The sequence below is a fragment of the Winogradskyella sp. MIT101101 genome, assembly GCF_047126865.1.
Taxonomy (GTDB): domain Bacteria; phylum Bacteroidota; class Bacteroidia; order Flavobacteriales; family Flavobacteriaceae; genus Winogradskyella; species Winogradskyella ouciana.
Window position 1 is genome coordinate 1,382,083 of the sequence record NZ_CP138982.1, and the last position, 15,821, is coordinate 1,397,903.

The 15,821-nt window shown below is 34.3% G+C and carries 18 protein-coding genes; 8 read left to right on the plus strand and 10 right to left on the minus strand.

The genetic code is table 11. From position 1 onward, the window contains the following. The first annotated feature begins 77 nt into the window (after positions 1–77). Complete coding sequence (locus tag SIB89_RS06460) at positions 78–722, plus strand: DNA alkylation repair protein (protein WP_412561591.1); 645 nt, start codon at positions 78–80, stop codon at positions 720–722. A gap of 102 nt (positions 723–824) precedes the next feature. Here the strand turns inward: SIB89_RS06460 and lipB are convergent, their stop codons facing one another. Genes lipB through SIB89_RS06475 form a run of 3 tightly spaced genes read right to left on the minus strand, consistent with a single transcriptional unit; the run spans position 825 to position 2,528 of the window. Then, complete coding sequence (gene lipB, locus SIB89_RS06465; protein WP_412561592.1) at positions 825–1,523, minus strand: lipoyl(octanoyl) transferase LipB; 699 nt, start codon at positions 1,521–1,523, stop codon at positions 825–827. A gap of 3 nt (positions 1,524–1,526) precedes the next feature. After that, positions 1,527–2,330, minus strand: a complete 804-nt coding sequence (locus SIB89_RS06470; protein ID WP_273292507.1) for a hypothetical protein — start codon at positions 2,328–2,330, stop codon at positions 1,527–1,529. Positions 2,331–2,369: 39 nt separating this feature from the next. Next, positions 2,370–2,528, minus strand: a complete 159-nt coding sequence (locus SIB89_RS06475; RefSeq protein WP_155090056.1) for a YqaE/Pmp3 family membrane protein — start codon at positions 2,526–2,528, stop codon at positions 2,370–2,372. Between the two features lie 108 nt (positions 2,529–2,636). On the opposite strand from SIB89_RS06475, the gene SIB89_RS06480 reads away from it, so the two are divergent. The 5 genes from SIB89_RS06480 (at position 2,637) to SIB89_RS06500 (ending at position 9,710) form a co-directional block, all read left to right on the plus strand. After that, positions 2,637–3,695 (plus strand): response regulator transcription factor, encoded by a 1,059-nt coding sequence (locus SIB89_RS06480; protein ID WP_412561593.1) that lies wholly within the window; start codon positions 2,637–2,639, stop codon positions 3,693–3,695. Positions 3,696–3,804: 109 nt separating this feature from the next. Then, positions 3,805–4,212: a DUF1573 domain-containing protein gene (locus tag SIB89_RS06485; RefSeq protein WP_273292511.1), complete on the plus strand. Its 408-nt coding sequence runs from the start codon at positions 3,805–3,807 to the stop codon at positions 4,210–4,212. 107 nt (positions 4,213–4,319) lie between these two features. Beyond that, entirely contained in the window at positions 4,320–6,008 is a 1,689-nt protein-coding gene (gene lysS / locus SIB89_RS06490; protein ID WP_412561594.1) for a lysine--tRNA ligase, read from the plus strand. 124 nt (positions 6,009–6,132) lie between these two features. Further along, positions 6,133–7,113, plus strand: a complete 981-nt coding sequence (locus tag SIB89_RS06495) for a hypothetical protein (RefSeq protein ID WP_412561595.1) — start codon at positions 6,133–6,135, stop codon at positions 7,111–7,113. 95 nt (positions 7,114–7,208) lie between these two features. Beyond that, positions 7,209–9,710 (plus strand): zinc-dependent metalloprotease, encoded by a 2,502-nt coding sequence (locus tag SIB89_RS06500; protein ID WP_412561596.1) that lies wholly within the window; start codon positions 7,209–7,211, stop codon positions 9,708–9,710. Between the two features lie 52 nt (positions 9,711–9,762). Here the strand turns inward: SIB89_RS06500 and SIB89_RS06505 are convergent, their stop codons facing one another. From SIB89_RS06505 to SIB89_RS06535, 7 genes are all read right to left on the minus strand, one after another. Continuing rightward, positions 9,763–10,506, minus strand: a complete 744-nt coding sequence (locus SIB89_RS06505) for an alpha/beta hydrolase (protein ID WP_412561597.1) — start codon at positions 10,504–10,506, stop codon at positions 9,763–9,765. Between the two features lie 34 nt (positions 10,507–10,540). After that, the gene (locus tag SIB89_RS06510) at positions 10,541–11,419 is read right to left on the minus strand and encodes an alpha/beta hydrolase (protein ID WP_273292527.1); all 879 of its coding nucleotides are present in this window, start codon (positions 11,417–11,419) and stop codon (positions 10,541–10,543) included. Between the two features lie 32 nt (positions 11,420–11,451). Further along, entirely contained in the window at positions 11,452–11,718 is a 267-nt protein-coding gene (locus SIB89_RS06515; protein WP_412561598.1) for a hypothetical protein, read from the minus strand. 7 nt (positions 11,719–11,725) lie between these two features. Further along, positions 11,726–12,421 carry a type II CAAX prenyl endopeptidase Rce1 family protein gene (locus tag SIB89_RS06520; RefSeq protein ID WP_412561599.1) on the minus strand — a complete coding sequence of 232 codons (696 nt, stop codon included), beginning with the start codon at positions 12,419–12,421 and terminating at the stop codon, positions 11,726–11,728. A 70-nt stretch (positions 12,422–12,491) separates the two neighbouring features. Beyond that, entirely contained in the window at positions 12,492–12,971 is a 480-nt protein-coding gene (locus tag SIB89_RS06525) for a hypothetical protein (protein ID WP_273292533.1), read from the minus strand. Positions 12,972–12,998: 27 nt separating this feature from the next. Then, positions 12,999–13,466, minus strand: a complete 468-nt coding sequence (locus SIB89_RS06530) for a hypothetical protein (protein WP_155090065.1) — start codon at positions 13,464–13,466, stop codon at positions 12,999–13,001. Between the two features lies 1 nt (position 13,467). Continuing rightward, positions 13,468–13,650: a hypothetical protein gene (locus tag SIB89_RS06535; RefSeq protein ID WP_412561600.1), complete on the minus strand. Its 183-nt coding sequence runs from the start codon at positions 13,648–13,650 to the stop codon at positions 13,468–13,470. Between the two features lie 150 nt (positions 13,651–13,800). Here SIB89_RS06535 and SIB89_RS06540 point away from each other — a divergent pair, with 150 nt between their 5' ends. Both SIB89_RS06540 and SIB89_RS06545 read left to right on the plus strand, forming a co-directional pair. Then, positions 13,801–15,297 (plus strand): hypothetical protein, encoded by a 1,497-nt coding sequence (locus tag SIB89_RS06540; protein WP_412561601.1) that lies wholly within the window; start codon positions 13,801–13,803, stop codon positions 15,295–15,297. 81 nt (positions 15,298–15,378) lie between these two features. Beyond that, positions 15,379–15,786, plus strand: coding sequence for a hypothetical protein (locus tag SIB89_RS06545; RefSeq protein WP_412561602.1), 408 nt, complete (start codon positions 15,379–15,381; stop codon positions 15,784–15,786). Positions 15,787–15,821 lie beyond the last annotated feature (35 nt).

The window sequence follows — 15,821 nt, forward strand, 5'->3', positions numbered from 1 at the left end:
TACTTAACTTAGTCAAAGTATTAACATCAACTCATACTGACACAATTGTGTGTAATTTTAAACCAATATAGTATTAAATGAAACTATCGTCTAAAGCCCAATATATTTATAATCAAATAGAGAATGAAGCAACAAAGTTGGGAGACTTGAGAAAAATCGCGAAAGAGATAAATAAAGACCAAACTTTGGCTATAGAACTTTGGAAAACTGAGAAATTTTTGTCTCGCCAATTAGCCATTTTAATAATGGATAATAAACATTTAAATCAAGAATTAATTGACCAACTCGACAATGATATTCAGCAGCACGAATTTGATGAGCGAAATCATTTGATGGATTGGTTGATGGCTAATCAATTAACTAAAAGCAAAAAGCTAATTTCTCTCATGGAATCCTGGAATAATAGTCCTTCTAAATTACAACGGAGAGTTTTTTGGTATTATCAAGCAAGATTAAGATGGATGGGGAACACAAATCAATCTAACACAGAAGAACTATTAGATTTAATAGAGAAAAACCTCATGATAGAAGAACCTGAGGTTCAATGGGCAATGAATTATACTGCTGGTCAAATAGGAAAATGGCAAGAAAAATATCGTAATAGATGTATTTTAATTGGAGAAGAAACAGGACTCTATAAAGATGAAAAGGTAGCAAAAAATTGTGTCCCAAGTTATCTTCCGAAATTCATTCCAATAGAGGTTGCTAAATTAAAAAAGTGAGGTCATTTAAAGAAAATTTTTATACAACAACTTATAATTTATTGCTTCTGAATTTCATCACGAACAATCACAATTGATTTTGTGTAATCAAATACAAATACTTTAGACGATCTCAGCCTCAAAAAGCGTTTTAAAATGCTTTAAAAGCTTCTGCTTCACCTCTTCTTCATCAACTTTTTCAACACCCAATTCATTATTCAAAGAAGTTACCGCTTTCCCTCTAATACCACAAGGAATAATATTATCAAAATAACCTAAATCTGCATTGACATTCAGTGCAAAACCGTGCATAGTCACCCAACGGCTGGCTCTCACTCCCATGGCGCAGATTTTACGTGCAAACGGAGTGCCAACATCTAACCACACACCTGTTTCACCAGGACTGCGCTCGGCTTGTAAACCGTATTCTGCTAAGGTAAGAATAATCATTTCCTCCAAAAACCGGAGATATTTGTGGATATCGGTAAAGAAATTATCTAAATCTAAAATCGGGTAGCCTACAATTTGTCCAGGACCATGATAGGTAATATCTCCGCCTCTATTAATTTTGTAAAATGTTGCTCCCTTTTCTGTGAGTTGCTCCTCAGACAATAGTAAATTAGACAAGTCTCCACTCTTGCCCAAAGTATAGACATGAGGATGCTCCACAAAAAGAAAATGGTTGTCGGTCTCTAAACCTGCATCTTCTCTTCTATTCTTTATTTTTGTATCTAAAATGGCTTTAAAAAGGGTTTCTTGGTAATCCCAAGTGTCTTTAAAATCCTTTAAGCCTAAATCTTCAATCTTTACGGTTTTATTCAAATCTTAATCTTCTAAAACAACATCTAAATTCAATGCTGTATCATCATCTTTTAACGTATCCCAATCAACTTTATAGGTTACCGTTTTACCATCTTCAGAAATGACAGCATTTTCTTTTGACACCGATTTTACTTTTCTCGGAAATTTATAAATAAGCGTGTAATAAGATCCTGAGAAAATCTCTTGAAACTGCATTTCAAATTGCTCGGAAAATTCATCCTTTTCACCTTCTTCTTCCATTTCATCTAAAGATTCTTCAGAATCATCAGAATTCATTGAATTAGGCTCAAAACGAGAAAATGTATTATTCTCAAATGTATATTTTACTTTATCAGTCTTTGTCAACACATCTAATTGTTCCGATGGCGCTTGCCCATCTTTATTCCCTATAGCCTTAACATAATTCATGGTTTCATCCATCTGTTCAAAGACATTTCCCAATTCATTAAAATCCTCAAAAGTCTTTCCCATTTTAATGTTAAAAACATTGTTGGCCTCATCGATGTTCATGTCTAGAACCATTCCTTTTAATGTTTCAAATTTAGCTCTTTGTTCTTCTGAAAGAGTAGCTATGCTATCTTTATGAGCTTCATAAAAGTCATTGAAAACTATAGTAGTATCCATTTTTTCCATCTTTGGTCCTTCCGCAGAAGAAGGCCTATTTTCTGATGCAAATTCCATCATTGGCGCCAAATCCATTGTGGTAGCATATTTACCACTCATGTCCTCATTAAAGATTATAGATTCAGTAACATTACAACTCGTTAAAAAACAGGTAATAGCAAATAATAGGATTAATTTTTTCATGTGTACTTTATGTATTTAGTAAAGTACAAAGATACGGATTTATCGCTCAGGATTATTTAGAATTACCAATGCTGCAATTACGCCAGGAACCCAACCGCAAAGCCATAATAAAAACGTGATAAAAATAGAACCACAACCTTTATCCAATACGGCTAAAGGTGGGCAAATAATAGACAATATAACTCGCCAGATACTCATAATTTTCGTTTGATGATTTGATGTACTGATATGACGCAGTTTTGTTAAAATTGTTACAGTTTTAAAAGTCGCATTACGCTACTGAACAAAATTTTGTAGATTCGTTTTATGCAATTTAGAATCTTAATAGCATTTTTATTGACTTCGCTATTCTGTGAAGCACAATATTCATTTTCGGGTTATATTAATCCTGATGAATGGCAAAACACAGTCTATCTTTCAATAGTTGAGGATTATCGTAAAATGTCAGGTGTATATTCCGAGCAGATTATTGCCAAGACTACTGCTGACGAAACTGGCTTCTTCGAATTTAAAGGCAATATGCTAGATGCTGAAAATCGAATTTATCGCATCCATGTTGATAAGTGTTCTGAAACCCAACAAGATCTCAATCATTTTAATGGCCATTGTAGCGATAGTGAAGAACTACTATTTATAGCAAAAAACACCGATACGCTCAATCTTCCTTTTTCCTTCGGTAATCAAGTCTTTTGCAAAATAGAATCGAGCAATCCTAAAGCGAATGCTTTTTTAAAAATCGATTCGTTAAAAAACGACATGCGTTTCGCCTATGGCGCTGTACGAAGTGAAGCCAATCGCAAACTCAACAATAAAAAATGGTTTAAAGCACTACAATCTTACGGAGAGGCTTTAAACGAGCCCATTGCCGAACTATCCATCTATGCCTATCTATCGGATAGAAGCAGTGATTTGCATAGCTACTATGTTGAGGACTTACAAAATAACCCATATTACGATAATCTAAAGACACGGCTCGAGAACGCCTATCCGAATGCCACTTATACGGTTCAGTACAGAAATGAATTGGCCGCAGATCGTTATATGTTGGCCTCATCAGGTAGAAATGCCGTAGCAACCAATTGGAATATTTACTTCTATTTTATTCTAGCGCTTTCGTTTTTACTGAATGCTTTTTTATTGTATCGTAACTGGAAACAAAAGCAATCGAAAACCGAAGACTTAAAAGCTAAATTATCTAAACAAGAGCAAGTTGTTTTAGAGCATTTGCTTAAAGACAAAACCAATAAAGACATTGCCGAAGCACTTTATCTAAGTGTTAGCACTGTAAAATCACACACCAATAACATCTATAAGAAATTGAATGTGCAATCTAGAGATGATGCTAAATCGTTGTTTATTAAATAGTTAAAAAATTCAACCTAGGTACTAGTACCGATTTCCAACCTTTATTTTTCATTTTTTTTGAAATTATAACTGAAGTTTGTTGCAGTATTAATCATAAAAAATTTTAATCATGAAACGAACATTCAACACCATTATCATTTTAGTTTTAGCCATTGGCCTCTTCAATGCAACTTCAACAGAATTCGACAAATACGATACAAAAGTTGCTGTCATTAAATTTAAGACTGAAGTCATCGATTACGGAACCATAGAACAACACTCAGACGGTACAAGAACCTTTACATTTACCAATGAAGGAGATGCTCCATTATTGATAACCAAAGTAAAAACAAGCTGCGGTTGTACAGTACCTAGTTATTCTAAAGCTCCTATTATGCCAGGAGATTCAGGTGAATTAGAAATTAAGTACGACACCAAAAAATTAGGTGCATTTACTAAAACTGTTACAGTTACATCGAATGCCGAAGGCGGTAATAAGATCCTTAAAATCAAAGGAAATATTATAGCTTCAAAATAATTTCAAACCAAAACAACAAAACTGCTAAAGGATATTGTCCTCTAGCAGTTTTCTTTGTTTTATACTTTAAATAAATAACGTAATTTTGCCGTCTCAAATGAATTAAGATGCAACTTTCAGAACAAGAATTAGTAAGACGCGAAAAGTTAGAAAAATTACGTGCTTTAGGGATTAATCCTTACCCAGCCGATTTATACCCAGTAAATCATACTTCCAAACAGATAAAATCTGATTATGAAGAAGGTAAACAGGTGATTATTGCTGGTCGTCTTATGGCTATTAATGTTCAAGGAAAAGCGTCTTTTGCGCAATTACAAGATAGCGAAGGTCGCATTCAGGTGTATTTTAATAGAGACGAAATCTGTCCTGGTGAGGACAAGACCATGTACAATGATGTCTTTAAAAAACTCATTGACTTAGGTGATTTTGTTGGTATTGAAGGGGAACTTTTCACTACTAAAGTTGGTGAAAAAACCGTTATGGTAAAGGAATTTAAATTACTTAGTAAAGCTTTAAAACCCCTACCTATTCCGAAACAAAAGGACGGAAAAACATACGATGCTTTTACAGATCCTGAGCAGCGTTACAGACAACGCTATGCTGATTTGGCTGTAAATCCTCACGTTAAGGACGTGTTTATAAAGCGCACAAAACTGTTCAACGCCATGCGTCAATTTTTTAACGATGCTGGTTATTTTGAGGTTGAAACTCCAGTCTTACAGCCTATAGCTGGTGGAGCTGCAGCGCGTCCGTTTGTGACGCATCACAACAGTTTAGATATTCCGTTATACATGCGAATCGCGAACGAGCTATATCTAAAACGATTGATCGTTGGTGGTTTTGAAGGAGTTTACGAATTCTCTAAAAACTTCCGTAACGAAGGTATGGACAGAACCCACAATCCTGAGTTTACAGCTATGGAAATCTACGTCGCTTACAAGGATTACAACTGGATGATGGACTTCTGTGAAAAACTATTAGAGCACTGCGCTATTGCCGTTAACGGAACAACAGAAGCCACATTTGGTGAACATAACATCGATTTTAAAGCACCATATAAGCGTATTACCATGCGCGATTCTATATTAGAATTCACTGGTTTTGATATTTACGATAAATCTGAAGACGAAATCAAAACTGCTGCTAAAAGCATGAATATTGAAGTGGATGACACCATGGGTAAAGGTAAGCTCATCGATGAGATTTTTGGTGAAAAATGTGAAGGCAACTACATACAACCAACCTTCATTACGGATTACCCAAAGGAGATGAGTCCATTGTGTAAGGAGCACAGAGAAAACCCAGAATTAACCGAACGTTTTGAGTTAATGGTTTGTGGTAAAGAAATCGCTAACGCATATTCTGAACTTAATGATCCAATTGACCAACGTGAGCGTTTTGAGCATCAATTAGAATTAGCTAAGAAAGGTGACGATGAAGCCACGGGAACCATAGATTATGATTTTTTACGTGCTTTAGAATATGGTATGCCTCCTACTTCAGGTATGGGAATAGGCATGGACAGGCTAATCATGTTTTTAACCAACAATCAGAGTATACAGGAAGTATTATTCTTCCCTCAGATGCGACCAGAGAAGAAAAAAGTAGATTTAAGTGATAATGAAAAAGCCATTTTTGAAATTCTAAAATCTCAAAAACGTATGGATTTAAACGAGCTTAAATCACAATCTGGACTAAGTAACAAAGGTTGGGACAAAGGCATCAAGGGACTTGGTAAACATGGTTTAACTAAGGTTGAAAAAACTGAGGAAGGCTTGTTTGTTGAAATGGTTTAATTCTAATACTGATCGATTAGTTTTATTCCTATTTGTTATATCCGTGCACTTACAAGACAAATTCTTGCTATTCTCTTCATTTTTATTAAATTCGTCTTGCTATTAAGAAAAATTACGGTTTTAAATGAAAAAATTTTTTGCATTTTTATTGGTTGTCATTCTCTTTTCGTGTAACAATGATGATGATTCTATGACTCCTGTGGAAGACCCATTGGTAGTAGCAGAATTTAGACAAAACCTTTCGGAACTTAATCTATTTGTTGGGGACTTGAGCGAATTAAATATTACATCTAGAGCATTTGAATATAGCATAAGCACTCCATCTTTCGCAGACTATTCTAAAAAACAACGTTTTATAGCATTGCCAGAAGGGACATCTCTTGAATATAATGGCAATGGTTTACCCATTTTTCCTGAGCGCAGTTTAATAGCCAAAACATTTTATTATAATAACGATGATCGCGATTTATCCTTAGGTAGAAAAATCATAGAAACAAGGCTACTCATAAAAGTCAATGGCGAATGGGAAAGTGGGGTTTACAAATGGAACGATGCACAGACTGAAGCTGTCTTGGACTTAAATGGGAGTACTGTGCCTGTGTCTTGGATTGACCAAGAAGGCAATACCAATGCTACTGATTATCTCATCCCTGAAAATTCACAGTGTTTCACCTGCCATAGATCTTTCAACGAATTGGTTCCGCTAGGTCCTAAATTGAGAAACCTTAATTTTGAAATTAACGGAGAAAACCAGTTGCAAGAGATTATTAACAATCAAAATATTGAAGGCCTCTCTAATAGCACATCGGTCTCTAGCTTACCTAATTGGCAAGACGGTTCAGCTTCATTAGAAGCTAGGGCAAGAGCCTATATGGATATTAATTGCGCCTATTGCCATACAGACGGAGGTTTCTGCGAAAATGAATCCACTTTGAGAATGGACTATGAAACATTATTGGAAAACTCTCAGATTGTAGAAAGAAAAGGCAGCATAAGTTTCAGGATTTCGGAATATAATCCTGGTATTAGCATGCCTTTTATTGGTACAACAATGATACATGAAGAAGGCGTTGATTTAATCCAAGATTATTTGGACACACTTTAACAATCACGTTAAAAAAATACTAAAAAAGGGTTTGTAAATAAAAGATTCTTAGTAGAATCCGTATTTTCATGCAAATTTTTTAAAAACCGACAAAAGTGAAACAACTATCAATTAAACTACTTCTTGTAGTTTCTGCTTTTTTGGCATTTTCATGCTCAACAACAAAAAAAGCCAGTAAATCAAAAAATGATGCCACTGCCATGGCAAAACCAGCAGCGAAAAAGCCTGGTAAAAATGACCCAAAACCTTATAACAAAGTCATCACAAAAGACGCTAAAAGTGACAAAGGTCTCTTTACGGTTCATACTTTAGATGACAAATTCTATTACGAAATCCCAGATTCTCTTTTTGATAGAGAAATGCTAATGGTTACTCGTATAGCCAAAACAGCAAGTGGATTAGGTTTTGGTGGAGGCAAGCAAAACGAGCAAGTTCTCCGCTGGGAAAGAAAAGGTAAAAAAGTAGTGCTTAGAGTTGTGTCTTATAATGTTACAGCAGCAGATTCATTACCTGTTAATGAAGCGGTTGAGAATTCTAATTTTGAACCTGTACTATACACCTTCCCAATTAAAGCCTATAGCAAAGACTCTACAAGTACTGTAATTGATGCTTCACCCTTATTTGAAAAGGATGTAAAGTCTCTTGGACTTCCACAGTTTAGAAGAACTCCTTATAGAGTAACACGTTTAGAGAGCGATAAGTCTTTTATTGAAAGTATTAAAAGTTATCCAAGAAATATTGAAGCGCGCCACGTAAAAACATATGCTGCAGGCCGTCCACCATCAAATTCAAGTACTGGAAGTATCTCAATTGAGATCAATAACTCAATGATTTTACTACCAGACAACCCAATGAAACGTCGTTACTTTGATGAGCGTGTAGGTTGGTTTACAAGTAGCACCACAGATTACGGGCAAGAAGACCAAAAGAGTAAATCTTTAACGTATTTAGACCGTTGGAGATTAGAGGTAAAAGATGAAGATATTGAAAAGTTTAAACGTGGCGAATTAGTTGTTCCTAAAAAGCAAATCGTTTATTATATCGATAGAGCAACTCCAGAAAAATGGAGAAAATACATTAAGCAAGGCATTGAAGATTGGCAAGTAGCTTTTGAAGCCGCTGGCTTTAAAGATGCAATAATTGCAAAAGATCCACCTACTGTTGAAGAAGACCCAGAATGGAGTCCAGAGGACGCACGTTATTCTGTTGTACGTTATTTGGCTTCACCTATTCCTAATGCAAACGGACCACACGTTAGTGATCCAAGAACAGGTGAAATATTAGAAAGTGATATCAACTGGTACCACAATGTAATGTCCTTATTACGCGGTTGGTTCTTTGTACAGACTGCTGCGATTAACCCAGACGCACAGAGTCCACAGTTTAAGGATGAAGTTATGGGTCGCTTAATTCGATTTGTATCTGCTCACGAAGTAGGTCATACACTTGGTTTACCACATAACATGGGAAGTAGTGTTGCTTATCCTGTTGAAAAATTACGTGATGCCGAATTTACGAGTAAATATGGAACGGCACCGTCTATAATGGATTATGCGCGCTTTAATTATGTTGCTCAGCCTGGAGATGAAGGCGTGGCATTGATGCCAAATATTGGTGTTTACGACAAATATGCCATAGAATGGGGCTACAGACCTATTTTAGACAAAACAGCAGAAGAAGAAAAGCCAATTCTTAACCAATGGATTACAGAACACGCAGGTGACCCAATGTACAGATTTGGCCACCAACAAGCAGGCGATGTTGTAGATCCAAGCTCACAAACTGAGGATTTAGGTGACAACGCCATGTTGGCAAGTGAATACGGTATTAAAAACCTTAAGCGTATTGTACCAAACTTAATTGAGTGGACTACAGAAGCTGGTGAAGATTATGACGACTTGCAGGAAATGTACGGCCATGTTGTCTCTCAGTTTAACCGTTATATGGGACATGTTTCTAACAATATTGGTGGTGTTTATGAGCATTATAAAACTGCTGACCAAGAAGGCGCAGTTTATACACCAGTACCAAAAGCACATCAAAAAGAAGCAATGGAATTTGTTCAGGATAATTTATTTGACACCCCAGACTGGTTAATTGATAAAGATATTTTTGATCGTATTGAATTTACCGGTTCTGTTGAACGTGTTAGAGCATTACAAGCAAGAACACTTAACAACATTTTAAGTTTAGGCAAAATGCAACGTTTAACTGAAGCACATACTTTTGACAGTGATGCATACTCTTTACCAGAAATGATGAAGGATTTACGCCAAGGTGTTTGGAGCGAGTTACGTACTGGCAAGAAAATTGACACCTATAGACGTAATTTACAACGTGCTCACATCGATAGATTAGCATACTTAATGACTGCTGAAAACCAAAGTGGACGTTCAAGAAGTCCTTATGTTAAAACAACACCTGTTAACACAAGCCAATCTGATATTAGAGCGGTCGTAAGAGCAGAGTTAAAAACATTACGTAGTCAACTGCGTTCTGCACGTGGTGGAGATGCTATGAGCAGAATTCATATTGCAGATGCTATTGAGCGAATTAATGACATTTTAGATCCTAAAGTTATTGTGAAAAAGGACTAATACGAGATAGTAATTTTTTAAAAAGGCTTCAAGTTAACTTGAAGCCTTTTTTTTATTTTAGCACGTTATCAATGGCCTTATGATAACCTTCAAATTCAACGAGATTATTATGTCCACCTCCCTCAATAGTAATAAAATCAACATTCATTTCTAATTCTGAAAGCTTCTTACCGGACGAATACGGAACTACACTATCTGCAGTACCATGAATGATGGTTATAGGACATTCAACCTTTGGCAAATATTGAAATGTAGGAAAACGATATTTCAACAATTGCTTTACAGGAAACACAGGAAAACGATGTTCCGCTACATCTAAAATACTGTAATACGGTGTTTCTAAAATGAGTTGTTTCGGTCGGTTTTTTGAAGCTAAATAGGATGCTATACCTGTTCCTAAAGATCTACCGTATAATGTAATCTCATTTTCAGAATAATGCTTCAATAAATAATCATAGCAATATTGCGCATCCTTATACATAGCGTCTTCACTTAGTTTTCCAACACTTTTTCCATAAGTTCTGTAGTCCATGACTAAGACATCATATTTTTTTTCCGCAAAGTATTCCGTGATTTTTCCCCATCGGCTTAAATCACCAGCATTACCGTGAAAATATAAAATGACACCCTTTGGGTTTTCAACTTTAAAGTGAAGTGCGTTTATCGTAGCATCACTATCCGTTTTTAAAAACAATTCTTCAAATGGATAATCGAATTGGTATTGATAATCTTGTTCTAAGGTAGTGGGTAGAAACAGAATTTTTTCCTGAAAAAAGTAAAGTGCAGATCCTATCATAACATATAAACCAAAAAGAATTATTAGTATTCCTTTAAGCCCTTTTTTTCGTTTTTTTTGATGAGTGAATGACATTAATACTTGTGGTTTCTAAGTCAATTGTTTTTGATTCGCTGTTTAAAATTTCATCCAACATCTCATGGTACGATTCAAAGTTATTTAAATTCTTGTGTCCACCACCAATTACGGTATGCAGTTTTGTTAAGTCAGGGTTGATTTGGGCCAATTTTACACTAGACTTATACGGAATCAATTTATCGTGTGTACCATGTATGATATGAATTGGACATTTTACATACTTTAACCATTTGTAGGTTGGCAATGGATATTTCATTAAAAGAGATAACGGCATAAATGGTGCATAGCGGGCAGTTACTTTAGTTAAGCTGTAATATGGAGCGTCGAGAATAAGTTTTTTTGGATTATTCATAGACGCTAACTTTGTAGCAAAACCTGAGCCTAATGAGCGACCGTAAAGTATGATTCGGTCTTCAGTGGTTTGTTCCTTAATCTTGTTGTAAACCAATTGCAAATCGCGTTTTATGGCTTTTTGCGAACGTTTTCCTGTGCTTTTTCCGAAACCACGGTAATCTACCATCAGCACATTATAACCATGCCTCGTAAAATCTACAGCGAACTTTCCCCAGCCTTTTATACTTTTTGAATTTCCCTTTAGATACAAGACCACTCCCTTACTTTCCCCTTTCGGAAAAAATCGCAAGCCATTGATTACAGCTCCATCTCTGGTTTCTAGATTATATTCTTTGGTTTCCTGATTTTCATAATGGAACTGAAAATCTTTAGGCAATTTTTCGGGCTTAAATAACATATAATCCTGCAAATAATACAGCGCAATGCTGATAGCAATGTATATTCCCAGAATTGTTAAAATAGTTGAGACCCAATAAGCCATAAATTGTTGTTATTTATACAAGATAGGAAAAATTACCTATGCGGAAAGAGAACACAGTTTAGAATGATTAAGATTAAAACCATTAGATAAAATGCCGTATCCTTTTTCATCTTGCTTTTCTTTTTGAAATAACTATTGTAAATTATTGCCATTGTTATTGCTACTAAAATTATAAAAGGAATTGTTAAAACAACAATTAAAGCTATACCACCTCCACCAACAGGTAAAACTTCGAGAAGTAGAAAGGTTAAAAAGCCTAGAAGCAATAATATAATTACTCTAAAAAAATCTGTTCTCATAACTGCTTTAGGTTAGGTATTTCAAAAATACATCTGCAAAAGGATCTTGATTCACAACTGTATAATAGAACAACGCTCCCAACCAACCATGGAACAACCCAAGCACAAAGATGTTTTTTGCCTTAAGGTAAATATATCCGTAAACCAAGGCCAAGACAAATGTTCCCAGCATTAGCCAAACCGATGGGTAATGTACTATTGAAAAGAAAACTGCCGTAACTAGAATTATAAAACTCTTATTTAGTTTTACCTTTCTAAAATCCTTTAAATTACCTACCAACAACCCAATAGTTAAAAACTGTTGAATACTTCCCCAAATGGGATAAGTTATAAGCAAAGGAATGATATGCCAGGTGAGGTTTATTGTGCCTTGCACATAGCCAATAACAAAAAACGCTAAAAGTGATACTATTGCAAACGGCAACATCATTCGTAAAACAGGTATAAAAGTGTCCCTCCGAAAACCCCAATCTGTAAGTACATTTTTGTCCTTGCTATAACGGTAATACACATAAAAAGACCAAGCCAAAATCGCAACAGCAACATATGGTAATCGCCAATTGAGATAATCCATAAAAACGAACTTTCCAATCCCTGTTAAAACAACTCCAAGTATTTCAAGAAGTCTAACTTTATCCGATACAGGTCGCGTTAATTTTATAATAGAAAATTCCGATAGGTATCTAGTCAATCTATTTTTCATGATAAATAATTTTAAAACCTCGCAGCTCTAAACCAATCTGCGAGGTTTTGGGTTACTAACTAACCGATCATCAAAACAAAAAGATCATATAGACGATGATGCCTTCGGCTATACCTGTGACAATGGACATTCCTAAAATGTCCTTAATCTTGCTTCGAAGAAAAAATACAGTACTTAATATGGCAATGATACCAGCTAATAAAATCTCTAGAGCATCAATCTTTGATAAGAGCAAAGTAATACCTGTAAATGCCGCTGTTATGCCAACGGTTATTAAGCCAAATTTTAGAATTTCGTTTTTGGTATAATTACCCTCTATGAATCCTTTTCGCAAATCGCGTAAAATAGAAAGTACAAAGAGAAGTGGCACAACCGATAAAAATGGTGCAAAAATGACCTTTATTCCTTTTACAACAGAAAGATTGTTATAAAAGAAGAATGCAATAGCCGTAAAAGCCAAAAGGCCAGTAACTATAATAGTTTGAACTGTAAATAATAACTCACGCTTTCCTGAGTTGGTCTGTTTTTTTGATGTTTTGATAATGTCCATAATATTAATTTTTGATGATTTTTATTTCTAAGCAGATAAAAAGAATATATGAATTGCCAAAGCCATTAGAACTCCACTTAAAATTCCATTAGCTTTGAGATTGTTATACAGTAAAAAATTAAACACATAAGAACTTATAGTCGTTGAATTGATAAGATGTGCCAATATTAGTGCGTCTTCGAGCTTTTTTTGAGTTACAAATTCCATTAGTTGCATTAAAAGAATTACACCAACAATAGACACTACTAAAAGCATTGTAGCTGGTCTTTGGTTCTTTTCTTTGTATTCATCTGTGTTTTCTGGCAAAAAATGCTCTATCACAATAAATCTTACAAAAAACAACAAAGGGAGCGGAAACATAATTGAAGCCACAATCTTCACAACATCCTTTAAGGTCTTTATTTCGTCATATCCTAAAAAAACGAGATAAATAAAAACAATGATTGAAACTCCGACGGTAATAAAAAAAGCAATATTTAGATTTTTTTGCTTCATCTTAATACCTAATCAAGTTTGCACCTTCTACAGTTTGACTTGCTAAAAACTCAATTTTATCATTATAGGATTTAACTACGTAGTTTGAAATTGATTTTGAAAAAATGGTCACAAAACCCAAGGTTATTACTAACAAGGTCAACTTAATGTCTTCAATTTTCCTGAAGCTTGATTTAGATTTCATAATGTTTTGTTTTAATGATTACAGGACAAATTTGAAGTAAAACACAATCAGATAAAAATCAATTATTCACAATTACTGACGATATATTTTATTCATTACCTAATTAATTACTATTTTTATTGAATTATCATAAAACATAATGACGATTAAATGATAGCATTAAAATCCATTATCGACACTTTTAACCCAGAAGACCAGCAAAAATTCATAGCATATTTACAGCAAAAAAATAAACGGAAGGACACCAAAAACATACAGTTATTCAAGTTAATGACCCATCCGGAATTAGATTCTAAATCTATTTGTAAACACCTCTACAATGAAGATAATTGCAATGCTTACCATGCGCTTAGAAAGCGCCTGTTTCAGTCTTTAATTGACTTTACAGCTAACAAAAATCTAGAAGATGAGAATTCAATAGACATGCAGATTATAAAATACATTTTGGCATCTCGCACTTATTTACTTCAGAAAAATTATGACATCGCATATAAAATCCTAGATAAAGCCGAGCGCTTGGCAGACGAGCACTTGCTCTACCCAATACTTAATGAAATCTATCACACCAAAATTCAATATGCTCCCAATAATCCCAAGATAGATTTAGAGCAACTGATTGTTAAACAAAAAGAGAACCAGAAAAAGCACCAGCTTGAGGACCAACTCAATATTGTGTATGCAAAACTAAAATCCGTACTAAATACCATCAGCTACGAAGGAAAAGTGATTGATTTTGAAAAAGAATTAGAATCCATCTTAGCTGACTACAGTATTGAAATTGACGAATCGCTTTCCTTCAAGTCTTTATACCAAATTTTAGCCATAGCCAACATATCTGCTTTGGTTACCAACAAATATTTCGAAATTGAAAACTTTGTTTTGAAAAGCTATAAAATTCTAAAAGAAAAGAAAGACACCAACAAACAACTGTATTACCAAATTCACATTGTTTACATCATAGCTAACACGCTATTCAGAAATAAAAAATTTGATGTTTCATTAAAATATATTGCCGAAATGGAAGAGTTGATGCAACTAAAAAAAGGCATCTATCGTAAAGAGTTTATTTTGAAAAAGACCCTGGTTGAAGCATTGAATTATAATTATAATCATCAGCAAGAAAAGGCTATTGAGTTTGTTGAAACCATAATTAAGAAAAAGCATAGCGATATTGAATCACAATTGGACTTACACTTATCGCTTTTAATGTTTTACTTTCAGAAAGGCGACCTCACAAATGCTAAATCTGTTCTATCAAAATTCTACCATACAGACCAGTATTACATTGAAAAAGCAGGTATAGATTGGGTAATTAAAAAAAACTTAGCAGAAATTTTACTTTATATAGAATTACAAGATGACGACCTACTTTACTCTAGGCTAAAAAGCTTTAAGCGACGCTATAAAGGATATTTAAAACAGATTCACCAAACACGCATTGTAACTTTTATTAACTATGCCGAAAAAATATACAAACAACCTGAAATGATAAAAAGCAATGAGTTTTCGAAATTAATAAAATCTACTTTCGAGTGGACATCTATTCAAAAAGAAGACATTTTTGTCATCAGTTTTTATGCTTGGTTAAAAAACAAGACTGAAGAAAACACCCTTTATCAAACTACAATAAATCTGATAAAGTCCTAACCAACTAGAAATTAAAGGCTAAAATTTAGTATTTTTATTGCTGGTCATTCATTAATGATGTAAAAACTTAAGACAAACAACATGAAAAAATTAGTACTAATTGCTGTAGCATTTTTCACTTTAAATGCCGTAGCTCAAGAACAAAAAGTTAAGCAAGAAAAAATAAAGACAGATCAATCTGTAGACAACAAAGTGAAAAAGCTCGTAAAAACACTTGAGCTTACTCCCGATCAACAAGAAAAAGTAAGGCTTGTATTTTTAGATCATAACAAAGAAATGCAAAAGGTTAAACTCAAAATAAAAGAGGCTTTAAAAGCTGAAAATAAGATGAGTAAAGAGGACGCTAAAAAAACCATGTTAAAGCAAAATGATAAGATAATGACTAGAACCAATAGTAAACTAAAAGAAATCCTTACAGAAGAACAATACAAAAAGTATGAAGAAATGCAACAACAAAATAAAAAACGGACCTTAGAAAAGAAATATTAGTTTCAACTGTCGCCATAATTTGTTAATTAGTTTTA

Excerpts from the sequence above, each read along its gene's own strand:
- SIB89_RS06475 (WP_155090056.1), bottom strand. The coding sequence starts at position 2,528 with ATGAGTATCTGGCGAGTTATATTGTCTATTATTTGCCCACCTTTAGCC.
- SIB89_RS06535 (WP_412561600.1), bottom strand. The coding sequence starts at position 13,650 with ATGAAATCTAAATCAAGCTTCAGGAAAATTGAAGACATTAAGTTGACC.
- lysS (WP_412561594.1), top strand. The coding sequence starts at position 4,320 with ATGCAACTTTCAGAACAAGAATTAGTAAGACGCGAAAAGTTAGAAAAA.
- SIB89_RS06540 (WP_412561601.1), top strand. The coding sequence starts at position 13,801 with ATGATAGCATTAAAATCCATTATCGACACTTTTAACCCAGAAGACCAG.
- SIB89_RS06530 (WP_155090065.1), bottom strand. The coding sequence starts at position 13,466 with ATGAAGCAAAAAAATCTAAATATTGCTTTTTTTATTACCGTCGGAGTT.
- SIB89_RS06505 (WP_412561597.1), bottom strand. The coding sequence starts at position 10,506 with ATGATAGGATCTGCACTTTACTTTTTTCAGGAAAAAATTCTGTTTCTA.
- SIB89_RS06520 (WP_412561599.1), bottom strand. The coding sequence starts at position 12,421 with ATGAAAAATAGATTGACTAGATACCTATCGGAATTTTCTATTATAAAA.
- SIB89_RS06485 (WP_273292511.1), top strand. The coding sequence starts at position 3,805 with ATGAAACGAACATTCAACACCATTATCATTTTAGTTTTAGCCATTGGC.
- SIB89_RS06510 (WP_273292527.1), bottom strand. The coding sequence starts at position 11,419 with ATGGCTTATTGGGTCTCAACTATTTTAACAATTCTGGGAATATACATT.
- SIB89_RS06495 (WP_412561595.1), top strand. The coding sequence starts at position 6,133 with ATGAAAAAATTTTTTGCATTTTTATTGGTTGTCATTCTCTTTTCGTGT.
- SIB89_RS06525 (WP_273292533.1), bottom strand. The coding sequence starts at position 12,971 with ATGGACATTATCAAAACATCAAAAAAACAGACCAACTCAGGAAAGCGT.
- SIB89_RS06545 (WP_412561602.1), top strand. The coding sequence starts at position 15,379 with ATGAAAAAATTAGTACTAATTGCTGTAGCATTTTTCACTTTAAATGCC.
- SIB89_RS06460 (WP_412561591.1), top strand. The coding sequence starts at position 78 with ATGAAACTATCGTCTAAAGCCCAATATATTTATAATCAAATAGAGAAT.
- SIB89_RS06470 (WP_273292507.1), bottom strand. The coding sequence starts at position 2,330 with ATGAAAAAATTAATCCTATTATTTGCTATTACCTGTTTTTTAACGAGT.
- SIB89_RS06515 (WP_412561598.1), bottom strand. The coding sequence starts at position 11,718 with ATGAGAACAGATTTTTTTAGAGTAATTATATTATTGCTTCTAGGCTTT.
- SIB89_RS06480 (WP_412561593.1), top strand. The coding sequence starts at position 2,637 with ATGCAATTTAGAATCTTAATAGCATTTTTATTGACTTCGCTATTCTGT.